Here is a 17,434-nt window from a genome sequence, read left to right as displayed (position 1 = left end):
TAGCCAACTCTTTTTATTTACTTTTCACATATAAATATACGATGCCCTAAAACGTGTTGATACATAAGCCGTACATTTTCATGCTGTACCCATGCCTCATATAAATCATTTGGAATATATGATGATACATTCCATTCTGGTTCTTCTATATAGCTAGAGACCGTTTCTGCAATTGTACCACCGCCAGCAATTGTAACCCTTTTAAAATTCGCTTTCTTAAATAATTGTACCCATTCATTCTCAGTTAATAGTTCTTTCATACCATATAATTGGGCAATTTTTTCTTCCTCATTCTTATCAATGTGCCTATCAATAATCATTTCAATAACAACTAGCATGCCATCCTGCTGTAGTACACGATAACACTCTGAGATTACCCTTTCTTTATTTGTAAAAGCGAGTATCGATTCTCCAAGTACAAACTCAAATGAGGCATTCAAACAAGGTAATTGCTCTACGTCACCTTGAATCAATTGTATATTTAATCCTTCAAACAACCATCTATCTTTTGCCTTTTGAACCATAATTTCATTCTTTTCAACCGTTGTTACTTTATAACCAAATTCCCTTGTCATATACGCCGCTGTTTTCCCTGTGCCGCACCCTATCTCAAGGACATTCGCTCCCTGTCTAAGAGGCAGTTGTGCTAGCAATTGTTTTGTTAACGTAAAACCACCCGGATGAGCACTTCCTATTCCGTAATAAGCTAGGAAATCGATGTATGTGTTTCGTTTCATGGGATTCTCCTTCAAGTTTTCTATAATACATATATTCCTCCAGAAAAAAATAGTGCACAGAAAAAAGCATTTTCAAGTGCTATCATACCGCAACTTGAAAATGCTCTTTTCTTTTACAGGAGGAATGAGGAAAAATCCCCCCTGATTAAAAGTTTCACTTTATTATTTCTCTTCTACATACGCCCATTTGAAACTATATTCCGGACTAATATTATGTTTCACAATTCCCTTTACATTTGGTTTCATAACATATGATCTACCACTTTGATATAAAGGTACAAGTGCTACATCTTCTTCAAGTAACAATTTTTCTGCTTTCCCTAACTCTGTCCAACGTTTTTTTGCATCAGCCATCCATTCCGTCTTACTTTTATTAATAATGTCATCATATTTTGAATTTGAATAGCTCATCTGGTTCTGCGAATTTTTCGTTTCAAACATATCAAGATATGTCATTGGATCCGCATAATCTGGATTCCAGCCGCCATATGAGAAATCATAATCTTGGTCTGATTCTAATTTTAGTTTTTGCTTAAATGGCTGAAGTTTAATATTTACTGTTACACCTTTTAAATTCTTTTCAATTTGATCTTTTACGTACTCTCCAACCTTTTTCGCATTACCTGTATCATAATTTAATAACTCAATTGTCACTTGATCTTTTCCAAGTTCTTTTTTCGCTGCTTCCCAAGCTGCTGCTGCCTTTTTAGAGTCTTGTTTTAAACCATTCTTGAATGATTCTGCGAAATCTTTACCGTCTGGACCACTTGCTAAACCTTTTGGTACTAAGTAATCCACTGGTTTTGAACCGTCATTTAGAATTACACTCGTTAAACCTTTCTTATCAATTGATAACGCAATTGCTTCACGTAATTTTTTGCTCTTTAACGGTGTATCTTGCCCACCTCGTTTTTGATTTAAACGTAAGTAAAACGTACTTGTTTCTGAATATGCTCCAAACTCCTCTTTATTGTTTCTATATTTATCAACAAATTCTCCTGATAAAAGCGCGAAATCAATTGCACCTGTATCATATAAATTTACTCTAGTAGCCCCTTCTTTTACTACACTATAATTGATTTCATCCAGTTTCACTGTCTTTTTATCCCAATACTGATCATTTTTCTTTAATTTCCAACCTTGCTCATGTTTCCAATCAGTAAGCACAAACGGTCCATTATAAACTGTCGTATCAGACTCTAAACCGTATTTAGCTCCTTTTTCTTTTACGAATTTTTCATTTAATGGATAGTAAGACGCGAATGCCATTAAATTCAAGAAATACGGTACTGGTCTTTCTAGTTCAACTTCAAGTGTATAATCATCTACCGCTTTTACACCTAATGTAGAAACTTCCGCTTTCCCTTGATTTATTGCCTCTGCATTTTTAAGATAGTATGCAATAAACGCATACTCCGCAGCTGTTTTTGGATCTACTAAACGTTGCCATGCAAATACGAAATCTTTCGCTGTTACAGGATCACCGTTTGACCATTTAGCATCTTTCCTTAATTTGAATGTATATTTTTTGCCATCCTCGCTTTTCGTACTAGATTCTGCCGCAGCTGGAATTGGCTTATTATCTTTATCTAAACGATATAACCCTTCCATCGTGTTTCCTAAAATTTGAGAACCTAACGTATCTGTATTTTTCGAAGTATCCATCGTCGGAATCTCATTCGTTTCTGTACGATTCATTACTTGCTTTGCCGCATATTTAATATCTGATTTCTTCTCTTCCCCACCATTATTAGACGTCGTAGTCGTTTTTTTCTCCCCACCAGAAGATCCAGAACATGCCGTTAACGCCATGCTCATTGCTAAAACTGGTGCTACAACCGCCGTGAACTTTTTCATCTTTTTCTTCATTCTTGTACCCTCCCCAATTATATGTACGAAATTAACTTTGAGAGACTTTCTTTTAAAATATATTATTAGAAAATTCTTACTAATTATTATTCTACTAATTTTTCTTGATTTGTAAAGTTTTTTATGAATATTCTAAATAATTAATTTATTATTTTTATAATACCTATCTATTACTACTATACGAATTCTCCCACATCTACTATATGTAAGTACCACTTTTCTTATTCGTCTCTACTTATTTAAATTTAATTAAATAGTAAAAGAGCGTTTTAAAAATAAATAATCTACTTTTAAAACGCTTTTTTTATTATTTTCCTTCCGTTACATAAGCCCACTTAAAGCTATATTCTGGACTAATATTGTGTTTCACAATTCCTTTAACATTCGGTTTCATTACATACGCTCTTCCTGTTTGATATAAAGGAACTAGCCCAGCATCTTCTTCAAGGAATAGTTTTTCAGCTTTTCCTAACGTTTCCCAACGCTTCTTCGCATCACCCATTAATTCATTACCTGCTTTTTCTACCATATCATCATATTTTGCATTTGAGTAACTCATTTGGTTATACGGGCTCTTCGACTCGAACATATCGATAAACGTCATTGGATCCGCGTAGTCTGGACTCCAACCTGCATAAGAGATTTCATAATCTTGTGCAGTCTCTAATTTTAATTTTTGTTTAAACGGCTGAATCTTTGTATTAATCGTTACACCTTTTAAGTTTTTCTCAATTTGATCTTTAACATAATCAGCAATCTTTTTCGCAGTTCCATCATCATAACTTAGTAATTCAATTGTCACTTGATCTTTTCCAAGTTCTTTTTTCGCTGCTTCCCAAGCTGCTGCACCTTTTTTCGGATCATATTTCAAACCATTTTTAAATGTATCTTGGTAATCTTTACCGTCTGGTCCTGTCGCAAGTCCTTTTGGAACCAATTGATCCGTTGCTTTTGATCCATTATTTAAAATTACATTTGCCAATCCTTTTTTATCAACTGATAACGCAATTGCTTCACGAAGCTTTTTGCTCTTTAACGGTGTATCTTGTCCGTTACGCTTTTGATTTAAACGTAAGAAGAATGTACTTGCTTCTGAATACTCACCGTACTCATCTTTGTTCGATTTATATTTATCTACAAATTCTCCTGATAGTAATGTAAAGTCAATTGATCCTGTATCATATAAGTTTACTTTCGTCGCAACTTCTTTTACTACACTATAATTAATTTCTTCTAATTTCACAGTCTTGTTATCCCAATATTTATCATTTTTCTTTAGCTGCCATCCTTGTTCATGTTTCCATGAAGCCATAACAAATGGACCGTTATACACTGTCGTGTCAGCTTCTAAACCGTATTTATCTCCTTTTTCTTTTACGAATTTTTCATTTAGCGGATAGTATGACGGGAATGCTAATAAGTTTAAGAAGTACGGTACTGGTTTCTCTAGTTCTACTTCTAGTGTATAATCGTCTACCGCTTTTGCTCCTAATTCTGTTACAGGTTTTTCACCTTTATTAATCGCCTCTGCATTTTTAATATAGTAGGCAATAAACGCATATTCTGCCGCTGTATTTTTATCAAGTAAGCGCTGCCATGCAAATACGAAATCTTTCGCTGTTACTGGATCACCATTCGACCATTTTGCGTCTTTACGCAGTTTAAATGTATATTTTTTGCCATCCTCGCTTTTCGTACTAGATTCTGCCGCAGCCGGGATTGGCTTATTATCTTTATCAAGACGATATAATCCTTCCATCGTGTTTCCTAAAATTTGTGCCCCTAACGTATCAGTAGACTTAGAAGTATCCATTGTCGGAATTTCTTGATTCTCTGTACGATTTAATACTTGCTTCGCTGCATATTTAATATCAGACTTTTTATCTTCCCCACCACTAGACGTCGTAGTCGTTTTCTTCTCCCCACCTGATCCAGAACATGCTGTTAACGCCATACTCATCGCTAATACTGGCGCCACAACCGCCGTAAACTTTTTCATCTTTTTCTTCATTTTTGTATCCTCCCCAATTATATGTACGAAACTAAATTTGAGTAATTTTCTGATAACTAGTTATCAGAAAATTCTTATTAATTAATATTCTACTATTTTTTCTAGTTTTGTAAAGTTATTTTTAAAATATTCTAAAAATTTTCGTGATAGTAACAAGTATTTTTTTACAATTATCACTATACAAATTCTTCAATATATCTATCAATTTATTTACATGTAATCTCATAATAAAAAGAGCATTCCAAAAGTAAATAGTCTACTTTTGGAATGCTCTATCATTTTATCTTTCTATTATGGACATTGAGATTCTCACTACAAAATAAGCTAAGAAAATTGTATACATCCACTTAAATATAGCATCACTACTTAAAAATTATTTCCCCTCTTTTTCAGTCATATATGCCCACTTGAAGCTATACTCTGGGCTGATGTTATGGTGAACGATGCCTTTTGCATTTGGTTTTTGAACATATGCATCACCACGTTGGTATAAAGGTACAATTGCTACATCTTTCTCAAGAAGTAATTTCTCAGCTTGTCCTAGCTCTTCCCAACGTTTCTTCGCATCGCCCATTAATTCTCCACCAGCTTTTTTAATCATTTCATCATACTTCTGATCAGAGAAGCTCATTTGGTTATGAGAATGCTTAGACTCAAACATATCTAAGAATGTCATTGGGTCAGCATAATCTGGATTCCAACCGCCATATGAAATATCATAATCTTGCTCTGTTTCTAACTTCAGTTTTTGCTTGAACGGCTGAAGTTTAATATTAACTGTTACACCTTTTAAATTCTTCTCGATTTGATCTTTTACATATTCTCCAACTTTTTTCGCATTACCAGTATCATAGTTTAATAGCTCAATTGTAACTTGATCTTTTCCAAGTTCTTTTTTCGCTGCTTCCCATGCAGCAGCTGCTTTTTTCGCATCTGGTTTAATACCGTTTTTAAATGTTTCTTGGAAGTCTTTACCGTCTGGTCCAGTTGCTAATCCTTTCGGCACTAAGAAGTCTGCTGGCTTAGATCCATCATTTAAAATAACATTTGCTAAATTTTTCTTATCAATAGAGTAGGCAATTGCTTCACGTAATTTTTGACTCTTTAATGGTGTATCTTGTCCACCACGTTTTTGGTTCATACGAATAAAGTAAGTACTTACTTGTGAATAAGTCCCAAACTCTTCCTTATTATTTCTATACTTATCAACGAATTCACCTGATAGAAGTGCGAAATCAATTGCATTTGTGTCATATAAATTTACTCTTGTAGCTACTTCTTTTACTACACTATAGTTAATTTCATCTAGTTTTACAGTCTTTTTATCCCAATATTGATCATTTTTCTTAAGTTTCCAACCCTGCTCGTGCTTCCAATCAGTAAGAACGAACGGTCCATTATAAACTGTTGTATCAGACTCTAAACCATATTTATCTCCTTTTTCCTTCACGAACTTCTCATTTAATGGATAGTACGATGGGAATGCCACTAAGTTTAAGAAGTATGGTACTGCTTGTTCTAATTCAACTTCAAGAGTAGTATCATCTACTGCCTTTACTCCTAGTTCCGTTACAGGTTTTTCACCTTTATTAACCGCTTCTGCATTTTTAATTGGGAATGCGATAAATGCATACTCAGCAGCTGTTTTTGGATCTAATAGACGTTGCCATCCATATACGAAATCTTTCGCTGTTACAGGATCACCATTTGACCATTTTGCATCTTTACGTAATTTAAATGTATATTTTTTACCATCCTCACTCTTCGTGCTTGATTCTGCCGCAGCTGGGATTGGTTTGTTATCTTTATCTAATCGATATAAACCTTCCATTGTGTTCCCTAAAATTTGAGAACCTAATGTATCTGTATTTTTCGAAGTATCCATTGTTGGAATCTCATTTGTTTCAGTACGATTTAATATTTGTTTCGCTGCTAATTTCCCCTCTGATTTGCTATCTCCACCAGAGCTAGAATTTGTGCTTGTCTTCTTATCTCCACCTGATGTAGAACATGCTGTTAATGCCATACTCATTGCTAAAACTGGTGCTACAACNNGATTCTTATTAACTATTATTCTACTAATTTTTCGAGTTTTGTAAAGTGTTATTATTGAAAATTTTTAAAAAATTATTTTCTTACAGTAATATTCATAAAAATTCCATAATGTTTCGAAATACTATCCCTCATTGAATTCTATGTATTGATTTAATAGTCTTTATATCACCTCACTATAAAACACTTGTAAATTACTGTTAATAAATAATGTATATCATAACAAACATCTTTTCTACAAAAATAAAAAAGTCAGCAAAGCTGACTTTTTTATCCGGCCATTTTCTCTCTTTTCATTTCCTCTATTACTCTCGTATACTTCTCATCATCAAATTCATTCTCACTTTTTGCAACAACTACAGTCGCAATACCGTTACCAATTAAATTAACGATAGCACGTACTTCTGACATGAAACGATCTACACCAAGTAATAGCGCTAACCCTTCTAACGGAATAACATTCATTGCAGATAAAGTAGATGCTAGTACAATAAATCCCCCGCCCGTTACTGCTGCTGCTCCTTTAGATGTAACTAACAAAATAGCTATTATAGTTAATTGTTGACCTAGTGAAAGATCGACGTGAAAGACTTGAGCTAAAAATATAGTAGCCATTGATAAATAAATCGTTGTTCCATCTAAGTTAAAAGAATATCCCGTCGGAATGACTAAACCCACTACCGGCTTCGAACATCCGAAGTCTTCCATCTTTGTCATCATACGCGGTAGTACAGATTCAGATGATGATGTACCAAGAACAATAAGTAATTCTTCTTTAATGTGCGCTAAATATTTCCACAAACTAAATTTATACAATTTACAAATAAAATTTAAAACAATAAAAACAAATAATGCCATTGTTGCATATACACAAATCATTAATTTACCAAGTGGTATAAGTGTACTTAAACCATATTTACCAATTGTAAACGCCATTCCTCCGAATGCTCCAACCGGTGCTAATTTCATTACAATTGATAAAATGTTAAAAAATACTTTCGATAATCTTTCAAAAAAGTCAATAACCGGTTGTCCATTTTTCCCTAACATCGTTAACCCTGCTCCGAATAAAATGGAGAAGAATAGAACTTGTAAAATATCACCTTTTGCAAATGCTTCAAACATGTTAGACGGTACGATATGTAAAAAGAAATCCATCCATTTCATTTCTTGCCCGCTTTGTACATATTGTGAAACATCTCCGCCTTTTAGTTTTGAGGGATCTAATCCATCTCCTGGACGTACAACATTCGCTATGATGATACCAATAATTAAAGCCGCTGTTGTAACAATTTCAAAATATAATAGTGCCTTACCACCAACACGCCCTACCTTCTTCATACTTCCCATACTTGCAATACCAAGCACAATCGTTAAAAAGATAATCGGTGCAATAACCATTTTAATCATATTGATAAACGTTTCACCAATTGGCTTCATTTGTTGTCCGACACTCGGCCAAATTGCACCTACTGCAATACCACAAATAATTGCCACAATAACTTGGAATGTTAAATTCTTTACGATTCTCATTTTTGATACTCCCCTGTTTTTTCATTTCTCCTAAACCATTATAATTAATACCATTTATTCTATGTGATAGTCCTCTTGCTATCTAACTTGAACCCCAATATTATGTTACACTATTATCTATAACTCGGAAATAGTATATAACATTTAAAGTTAAATGACATACTATTAAACAAAAAGAAAAAAGCAGACATTTCGCCTGCTTTAATTCTTTTCAATCTGTTTCTCACTTAATCCTAGGTGTGTTCTAAGAGTGTTACTCAAACTTTGTAGGTCTTTTTCATTAGGATTATAATAATATACACGTTGTCCATTTGGACCGTTAGGTAAATATAGATCATCACCTGCTAATTGAATTTTTTCAACGGAAGAATTTAAACCGTATTTATAAAAAGATAAAATATCATCCATTGCTAAATTTGTTTTAAAATCACCGTCAACTGCCTCAACCATTTTCTCTAGCTTTGTAATTGAACCTATACTTTTTAATTTACTTAAAATCGATTCAATAACAAGTTGTTGACGTTGACCTCTCATTGCATCACTATCTATATGACGCGTTCTTGCCAATGCAAGTGCTTCTTCCCCTGTTAATTTTTGTAGTCCTTTTTTCAAATGGATCGCGTCAGGTTCATCTTTACTATTTTGTTCCGTAAATTCAACTGGGACATCTACTTCAATACCATCTAACCCATCAACAATTTTAGTAAATGAATTAAAATTAAACTTCACAAAATAATCGACGGGAACTTGTAACAATTTTTCTACCGCCTCTACTGAAGCTTGTGGTCCTCCATCTTTACCATTTTTAACGGAACCACTTCCATATGCATGCGTTATTTTATCTTTTTTCTTTTCAACTGGAACATATGTGTATGTATCACGTGGTATGCTCGTTAATTTCACTGTCTTATTATCTTTATTAAAAGTAGCTAACAGTAGTGCATCTGTATGAAACGCACCCCCATACTCCTTTTGTCGTTCTTGATTTTCATCAATTCCCATAATTAAAAGTGAAACATTATTTGCAATTGGCTTTACAGTTTCCTCACGTAAATTTGATTTTTCACCACGTGCTAAATGTAAACTAGATTTTTGTACGAGATTAGAAGTTTTCATATATACATAAGCACCATATCCAACTCCGCCAAATAGTAATGCTACTAACAAGACACTTATTATCATTGTCCTTTTATATTTTCTTTTATTTTTCTTTTCTCTTGAAGAAGAGGTATTCTCCATATCGTTCCCTCCGTTTTCTATTCATCTAATATGTTTTTCAATTTCTCATAATTCGTGCTATCCTTTTGAAATACATTCTCTTTCAACCCTTTGTTTATTTGTATCCATTCGGTCGTGATTGAATATTGAATCATACCTTCGTGGAAACTAAGGAACTTTAGCATAACCCCTGTATTTTTCTCTACAACCATTTCAAATTTCCCCCTTAAATCTTCAGACGTACTTACAGGCATTTCTATGTTTATTGTCCCTTCTATTTTGTAGCAATCAAGTCCAAAATACTTCGTTTCTTTATAATTCCAATCTTGATATCGAATTAATAAATCAGCAAATTCCGATTGAATACTATACTTCGCGAATCCCACATATTCATCGTCATATCTTTTTTTCTCACCTGATTTTCTCAATAACCTTTCCGTAGGATTTAATTTTAATAGCTCATTGTTTCTTTCTCTCGGGTTCCATTTTGTTTCTTTATATGTATATTTCTCATCATCAAACTCTCTTTTCTTGCCTTCGTTATATATAATTGTTCGTTTTTTCGTTCGTTTATCTTCTTTAGAAGAGATACCTCTTTGTTTCTCTATATCAATCGCATATTTGTATGTTGTAGCAATTCTTGAGGAACTAGAGTATTCCTCAAATTGTCCTGAAACATTTTTAAAATGATCAATTGAATCCAACATCTTGTAATGAATCTTTTCCTTATCCGGATAATTCACGTTCGATTTTATTTCTTCTTCATTTTCATAATCAGAAAATGCCTTTTTCTTTACATATTCAAATACTCCACCGTTTTGTGCAAAGCTTTGTATAGAAAATTCGGACATAGACACAATCGAAAATGTTAGAATAGCAGCACTAATAACCATCATATGAACTCTGTAATTTTTCTTTTTTACTGGAAGGTTATGCAGTGTATGATTTATTTTGTCATTTACATTTGGTGGCACTATAAGATTTTCTTCCTTTATTTTCTTTTTCAACTTCTCATCAAATGATTTTTCACTTTCCATCCTATACACCTCCTATTCCATCTCTAATCGTTTTTGTAGTTGTTCCCTCGCGCGTGATAATCTCGACTTCACTGTTCCTTTCGGTATTTCTAATAGTTTCGCAATACTATCTTGATTCATATCTTCGTAGTAATATAGCACCGTTACGGCTCTTAATTCTTCATGTAACGATTGAATTGCATTACATAAATCTATATCTTCATACTGATCACACGCACTCATATTGTAATCATTCTCTTCTATTGCAATTACCTTTTTATACGCTCTAATAATATTGTTACACTCATTCATTAAAATTCGAATTAACCAAGTTTGAAAAAATTCTTCTTTTTTTAGTTTTTTTATATTTTCATAGGCTTTCAAAATTGTTGTCTGTATCGCATCCTCTATATTTGTCTCATCACGTAACATAGCCTTTGCAATCCGATACATCTTCACTTTTTCTGTATGTATAAGCGCCATAAACGCTTCATGATCACCTTTTTTCGCTAAGGAAACATCTGTTTCTTCTTTTACAATCATTTTATATAAAGGGATTACTTTCACAATTGCTCCTCCTGTTTCATCCTCACTTCATCACTTCAAATTTAACTTTACATGTATTAGACGTAGGAGACTAGGAAAAGGTTCACTTTTTTGAATATTTTTGTAAATCAAAAGATAAATATCCTTTATAAGTGTTATGCGCTAAACATACTAGTTTAAATTTACAAATCAAAAAAGCCCACTTTTTCAGTGGACTTTCTACTTTACAACGGTAAATCCCTCTTCTTAAACACTACAATTGCTACTATGAAAATACAAAGTGCTCCAACAGTTAAACCTATACTTACAGGCCATATATTATACGTTCCTTCAGCAATTTCTTTCGGACGAAATAGCGTAAATAATGATATATTTCTCATCCACTCTAACTTATCACTTAATTTACCTACCATATCCAGTACGAAGAATAAAATAGTTAAACTTGCTGAATAACTTAGCGCCTTTCTTTCGTCACTACATATACAAGAAAAGAAGAATGAATAAGCACTAACGACTAAAAACATAAGCCCTCCGACTACATTTATCTTCAAAAATAATTCTGCATTTAAGTTATTATCTTGTAAAAACCATTCTGCACCTACTAAGCCAGCTACATACGTAACAGATACAATGATCAGTAGTCCCAATATGAGAACAGCAGCTTGTGTAATAGCAATTTGTACTCTAGATACAGGTGTTGCTAGCAAGTATGCCATTGCGCCTTTATCTACATGACGAGCAATTAAATGCGTTGCAACTGTTACGCAAAAAATTGTTAAAATGATAATAAACAATAGACTATAGTATTCACCAGCTAAAAAATCCATTACGTTTTGAATCGGACTTTCCATACCAACAATTTTTTTCACACTATCAGGCATAGCACTTATTAATTCATTTAGTCCTTTCGCTGATACCATTGAAGGGAATATCCAAATTAATAACCATAAATAAAGAGCTGCACCCGTAGCATAACTCAAAATACTTTTTTGCGTTTCTTTCAAACTAGCTAAAAATAGTTGCTTATTCATGCTTTATCCCTTCTTTCTTATCGTAATAATGCATAAATAAATGTTCTAAATCCATTGCTCTCGTTTGAAGTGCCGTTACATTATAGTTTGAAAGTATTTGTAAAACCGTTTGATAGTTTCCTTGTACAATAATAGATGCCTCTCTACCTTTCACCGCTTCAAATTGCAAATCACATTGTGTAAGAGATTCAATCTCTTCTTGCGACGATACTGTTACATCTATTACCTGTCGTCTCATACTTTGTAAATCATGAATATTTTCAACCGTTACGAGGCGACCATCTTTAATAATCGCTACTCGATCACATGTACGCTCAATCTCAGTGAAAATATGTGATGACATAAGAATCGTTTTTCCTCTTTGCTTTTCCTCTAATATTAAATCTATAAATACTTGCTGCATAAGTGGATCAAGCCCTGATGTTGGCTCATCTAAGATTAACACTTTTGGATCGTGCATAAATGCAGCGACAATCCCTACTTTTTGTTTCATTCCTTTAGACATTTTTCGAATAGGTGTTTTCACATCAAATTGTAGACGTTCTATTAATTCATCTCGTCTTTTCGTTCCCTTTAATCCACGCATCCCTTGCATTAATTTTAGAAATTCTAATCCATTCATTCCCTCTATAAAAGAGATTTCACCCGGTAGATAACCAACTTCCCTTTGAATTTTCGCTGCTTCATTCCAACAATCTAATCCAAAAATTGTCGCTTTACCAGCTGTAGGTTTTATAAATCCCATTAAATTACGAATCGTCGTTGATTTCCCGGCACCATTCGGTCCTAAGTAACCGAACACTTCCCCTTCTTTTACATCAAAGGTTATATGAAACAAGCCTTTTCCATTTGAAAACTGTTTTGTGACATTTTGAACTGAAATCATAATTCCACCTCATTTTTTGAAATATTTAATACTTGATATTTCAAAATCATTGTACTCCTCATTATTTATATTCGTAACAACTTTTTGAAATATTTATAAGTCCATATTTCAAAATTATTGTTTTCACCTGTATTTTCTTGTATATTTTAGTTGAGGTGATTGTATTGAACGGCTTTGAAAAAGTAAAAGAAAAGAAAAAACGTGCCATTAAAGAAGCAGCCTTCGTATTATTTTCAGAACGTGGATTTAATGAAGTGAAAATAGAACATATCGCAAAAGAAGCAAACGTTTCTCAAGTTACAATTTATAATCATTTCGGAAGTAAAGATGCATTATTTAGGGAGCTCATACAAGAATTTATCATATCTGAATTTCAATATTATAAAGATCTTGCAAAAGAAAAATTACCTTTTCATGATATGATGCAAAAAATGATTGTAAGAAAAATGAATACTGGCGGGTTATTTCAACCTGATACGTTACTACAAATGATGCAAAGGGACGAAGAACTCCGAAAGTTTATTTATAGTTATCAAAACGAAAAAATCCTGCCATGGTATTTAGAAATATTAGAACGAGCGCAGCGTAATAATGAAATTAATCCTCATCTTACTAAAGAAATGATGTTACTTTACATTCAAATGTTTACTAAATTAGGTGATGAATTCGGAGCACAGCTTCTTGAAGGTAATCGTGAAAAACATATACAAGATATTGTCACTATGTTCTTCTATGGTCTTTCTGTTCCACAAAAATAAAAAAGACACGAATTTCGTGTCTTTTTTATTTTATAGAAATGACTCTTCCTGTTTCACTACTTTCAATCGCTAATTGAATAAGTCGAATAACTTCTAAACCTTCTTGTGCTGTTACAGGTAGTTTCTCACCATTTAATATACTAACTCGTACACCTTTATAATACATGTCATAGCAACCGACTTCTGTTGGAATGCGCTCTAAGCTTTCTTCTGTTTCTAAAGTAGCAAAATTGTCTTCAGCGTCTACTCCATAACCGTTATCGCCTGGCTTCATTCCATTTTTTAATTGCTCTTCCTGCGAATCCATACCGTACTTCACGATAGAACCTTTCTCTCCATGCACTATAAAATGCGGTCCAGCTTTTTTCACATAACTGCTACTACGTAAAATGACACGTTTAAATCCGTAATGAAGTACTATGTGGAAATAATCATCAACCTCTGCACCTGGTCGTTGTTTTATTACATCTGCACTTATCGCAGTTGGTTTTCCGAATAATGATAACGCTTGGTCAATTAAATGTGATCCTAAATCGTATAATATACCGGAACCTGGTAGATTCTTTTCTCTCCATCGATCACGTACATGTGGACGGAAACGATCAAAATTCGCTTCATATGCGTATACATTCCCTACTCTGTTTTCTCCTAGCAATTTCTTAATTGTTAAGAAATCATTATCAAAACGACGATTATGATATACGCTTAACATCACATTATGCTGCTCTGCTAATGAAATAAGCTCTTCCCCTTCTTCAATTGAAACAACAAATGGTTTTTCCACAACAACATGCTTACCATGTAAAATTGCTTCTTTTACATATGGAAAATGAGTTGTATTAGGTGATGTAATAACAACTAATTCAACATCAGCTCGCTTCACCATTTCATCAATTGTACTAACAACATTAGCGTTTGGTAATGTTTCTTTTACTACCTCTTCTTTTGAGGATAATACAGCACGAATATCATATTCTTCTATCGTTTGTAGTAGCGGGATATGAAATGTCGTACTAGAAAAACCAAATCCTACAATCCCTACACCTATTTTTTTCATGTTGTCCCTCCATTTATCCCGCTTTAACGGGCAATAAGATTCCTAAATCAAAATTCAGCGAACGCTAAGAAATTAGGTGAGGAATCAACTGCTCGTAAAAGCCTTCACCTTATGAGAACGATTTCATTTCAATATTATAACAAGATTATTTTTATATACATAATAGTTTGCTTAGAAAAAAGCATCTTGCTACTATTCATAGCAAGATGCTCTCTTTATCCCGCTATTTGCGGATAGCCCGGTTGGTTAGGGCTAATAATCAATAGAAGATGGCCCTACTGATTAAAGTTTTACTTTATTATGGTCTTTTCTTCGTCCACGTTTCTACTACTTCACCAGTATCATTAACATCTAGCACTAGGCTACCATTACTATACCGGTCTTTATTTCGATACGCTTTCGGATCAATCTCTTCTACAATGTTTTTCTCTGTCTTCATGTAAACTAATTCATCGTCCCGAACAATTTCAATACCGACAATGCGGTATGGATTACGTTTTAACTCTTTGAAAATAACAAGACCTCGTTTCGCCCTCGTTGATTTTTCAATTTCGGACGCTCTTATACGCTTTACAGCACCACGCTGCGTTACGAGTATAAGTTGATCTTTATCACCATTTAATGGTTTACCAGAAGCAACATAATCATCATCTTTTAAGTTAATCGCTTTTACACCAGCTGCCCTAACACCTACTGGGCTTACTTCATCTTCATGGAAAACAAGTGCATATGCACCATGTGTTGCAAGAACGATATCACTCGTTCCATCTGTAGCAAATATATCTACAACTTCATCATCTTTTTTCAAGTTAACAGCAACGAATGCCCTTGAATAACGCTGAACTTTATATTGATTTAATTCTGTTTTCTTTATCATACCATTTCGCGTTACAAATACGATAAATCGTTTTTCTTCCTCAAAGTTCGGTACAACCGTTGCCCAAATAATTGTTTCATCTCGGTCGAGTGAAACGATATTTGCAACGTGTTGACCTAAATCTTTCCAACGAATATCTGGCATTTCGTATACTGGAAGATATATATAGTTTCCTTTACTTGTGAATAAAAGAACTGTTTCAGTCGTATTCGTATCGAATCGTTCAAGTAAGATGTCACCCTCTTTCATACCGAAGTCTTTGCCGTTTGAGGCATTATGTGAGCGCCATCCAGTACGTTTCACATAGCCTTCTTTCGTTACAGTAACGATGACATCTTCTTGTGGAATCATCACTTCTACGTCTATTTTAATTTCTTCAATTTGTTCTTCAATAATAGCACGGCGATCATCGCTATATGTTTTCTTAACTCTCTTCAAATCAGTTTTAATGACTTGAAGTAATCTTTTTTCACTTTGTAAAATCGACTGCAGCTCTAGAATTTTTTTATTAAGCTCATCTGCTTCTTCTTGTAATGCCGTAATATCTGTATTCGTTAAGCGATATAATTGCAAGGATACAATTGCTTCCGCTTGTGCTTCTGTAAAGCCAAACTTTGCACTTAAATTATCTTTCGCATTACGTTTATCTTTTGAAGCTCGAATCGTCTCGATTACTTGGTCTAAAATCGATAGTGCTTTCTTTAAGCCTTCTACAATATGTTGACGATTTTCTGCTTTTCTTAATTCATATTGTGAACGTCTCGTAATTACCTCTTTTTGATGTCCAATATAAGCATCCAAAATTTTCGGTAATGTCATAAGTGTTGGACGACGATTATTGATCGCTACCATATTAAAGTTATATGGAATTTGTAAATCTGTATTTTTATATAAATAATTTAAAATACCTTCGGCGTTTGCTTCTTTCTTTAATTCAACAACAATTCGTAAACCAGTACGATCTGTCTCATCACGCACTTCAGCAATACCATCTAACTTTTTATCTAGACGTAATTCATCCATTTTCTTTACAAGGTTTGCTTTATTCACTTCGTATGGAATTTCAGTAATTACGATTTGCTGTTTCCCACCACGAACCGTTTCAACTTCTGCTTTTCCGCGAATAATAATTTTACCTTTACCTGTTTCATACGCCTTTTTAATACCATCAATCCCTTGAATAATACCGCCTGTTGGGAAATCTGGTCCTTTCATAACTGTTAATAAATCATCAACAGTACTATTTGGCTTGTCAATACGCATCATTGTAGCGTCAATAACTTCTCCAAGATGATGCGGAGGAATTTCTGTTGCATAACCAGCGGAAATCCCTGTAGATCCGTTCACTAATAAATTCGGGAACGCTGCTGGTAATACAACTGGTTCTTCACTCGTATCATCAAAGTTTGACACGAATTCAACTGTTTCTTTATCAAGATCACGTAATAATTCAGATGCGATTGGTGATAAACGAGCTTCCGTATAACGCATTGCTGCTGCTGGATCCCCATCAACACTACCATTATTACCATGCATTTCAACTAAAACATTACGTACTTTCCAAGTTTGGCTTAAGCGTACCATCGCCTCATATACAGAGGAATCTCCATGCGGATGATAATTACCAATAACATTACCCACTGTTTTAGCTGATTTTCGAAACGCTTTATCATGTACATTACCTTCTACATACATAGAATATAAAATACGTCTTTGTACTGGCTTTAAGCCATCACGTGCATCTGGAAGGGCACGATCTTGAATAATATATTTACTATAACGTGCAAAGCGGTCACCTAACACGTCTTCAAGCGGGAGGTCATGAAACTTCTCTGCTTGCATG

The 17,434-nt window shown here is 33.8% G+C and carries 13 protein-coding genes; 1 reads left to right on the top strand and 12 read right to left on the bottom strand.

Annotation, left to right across the window (positions count from 1 at the left end):
- Positions 1–17: 17 nt before the first annotated feature.
- From COK05_RS00790 to COK05_RS00745, 10 genes are all read right to left on the bottom strand, one after another.
- Positions 18–737, bottom strand: coding sequence for a class I SAM-dependent methyltransferase (locus tag COK05_RS00790; protein ID WP_098611073.1), 720 nt, complete (start codon positions 735–737; stop codon positions 18–20).
- 162 nt (positions 738–899) lie between these two features.
- Entirely contained in the window at positions 900–2,606 is a 1,707-nt protein-coding gene (locus COK05_RS00785) for a peptide ABC transporter substrate-binding protein (protein WP_098611072.1), read from the bottom strand.
- 307 nt (positions 2,607–2,913) lie between these two features.
- Entirely contained in the window at positions 2,914–4,617 is a 1,704-nt protein-coding gene (locus tag COK05_RS00780) for a peptide ABC transporter substrate-binding protein (RefSeq protein WP_016080688.1), read from the bottom strand.
- Positions 4,618–4,990: 373 nt separating this feature from the next.
- Complete coding sequence (locus tag COK05_RS00775) at positions 4,991–6,649, bottom strand: peptide ABC transporter substrate-binding protein (protein WP_098611071.1); 1,659 nt, start codon at positions 6,647–6,649, stop codon at positions 4,991–4,993.
- Between the two features lie 290 nt (positions 6,650–6,939).
- On the bottom strand, positions 6,940–8,202 hold the full coding sequence (locus COK05_RS00770) for a dicarboxylate/amino acid:cation symporter (protein WP_098611070.1): 1,263 nt from the start codon (positions 8,200–8,202) through the stop codon (positions 6,940–6,942).
- A 201-nt stretch (positions 8,203–8,403) separates the two neighbouring features.
- Positions 8,404–9,441 (bottom strand): LCP family protein, encoded by a 1,038-nt coding sequence (locus COK05_RS00765; protein WP_098611069.1) that lies wholly within the window; start codon positions 9,439–9,441, stop codon positions 8,404–8,406.
- A gap of 17 nt (positions 9,442–9,458) precedes the next feature.
- A complete protein-coding gene (locus COK05_RS00760; RefSeq protein ID WP_098611068.1) occupies positions 9,459–10,457 on the bottom strand; it encodes an anti-sigma factor in 999 nt (332 codons plus the stop codon).
- Between the two features lie 12 nt (positions 10,458–10,469).
- Complete coding sequence (locus COK05_RS00755; protein ID WP_098611067.1) at positions 10,470–11,003, bottom strand: sigma-70 family RNA polymerase sigma factor; 534 nt, start codon at positions 11,001–11,003, stop codon at positions 10,470–10,472.
- A 203-nt stretch (positions 11,004–11,206) separates the two neighbouring features.
- Complete coding sequence (locus COK05_RS00750; RefSeq protein ID WP_098611066.1) at positions 11,207–12,013, bottom strand: ABC transporter permease subunit; 807 nt, start codon at positions 12,011–12,013, stop codon at positions 11,207–11,209.
- The gene (locus COK05_RS00745; RefSeq protein WP_098611065.1) at positions 12,006–12,899 is read right to left on the bottom strand and encodes an ABC transporter ATP-binding protein; all 894 of its coding nucleotides are present in this window, start codon (positions 12,897–12,899) and stop codon (positions 12,006–12,008) included. Before COK05_RS00745 ends, COK05_RS00750 begins: the two co-directional genes overlap by 8 nt.
- Positions 12,900–13,054: 155 nt before the next feature.
- Between COK05_RS00745 and COK05_RS00740 the strand changes: the two genes are divergently transcribed.
- Complete coding sequence (locus COK05_RS00740; protein WP_141538844.1) at positions 13,055–13,657, top strand: TetR/AcrR family transcriptional regulator; 603 nt, start codon at positions 13,055–13,057, stop codon at positions 13,655–13,657.
- A 25-nt stretch (positions 13,658–13,682) separates the two neighbouring features.
- On the opposite strand, the gene COK05_RS00735 is transcribed toward COK05_RS00740, so the two are convergent.
- A complete protein-coding gene (locus COK05_RS00735) occupies positions 13,683–14,714 on the bottom strand; it encodes an oxidoreductase (protein WP_098611063.1) in 1,032 nt (343 codons plus the stop codon).
- A 298-nt stretch (positions 14,715–15,012) separates the two neighbouring features.
- Positions 15,013–17,433: a DNA topoisomerase IV subunit A gene (gene parC / locus COK05_RS00730; RefSeq protein WP_098611062.1), complete on the bottom strand. Its 2,421-nt coding sequence runs from the start codon at positions 17,431–17,433 to the stop codon at positions 15,013–15,015.
- Position 17,434 lies beyond the last annotated feature (1 nt).

Source organism: Bacillus cereus (assembly GCF_002567495.1).
In the GTDB taxonomy this organism is placed as follows: domain Bacteria; phylum Bacillota; class Bacilli; order Bacillales; family Bacillaceae_G; genus Bacillus_A; species Bacillus_A cereus_AQ.
This window is presented reverse-complemented; position numbering and strand designations above follow the sequence as displayed.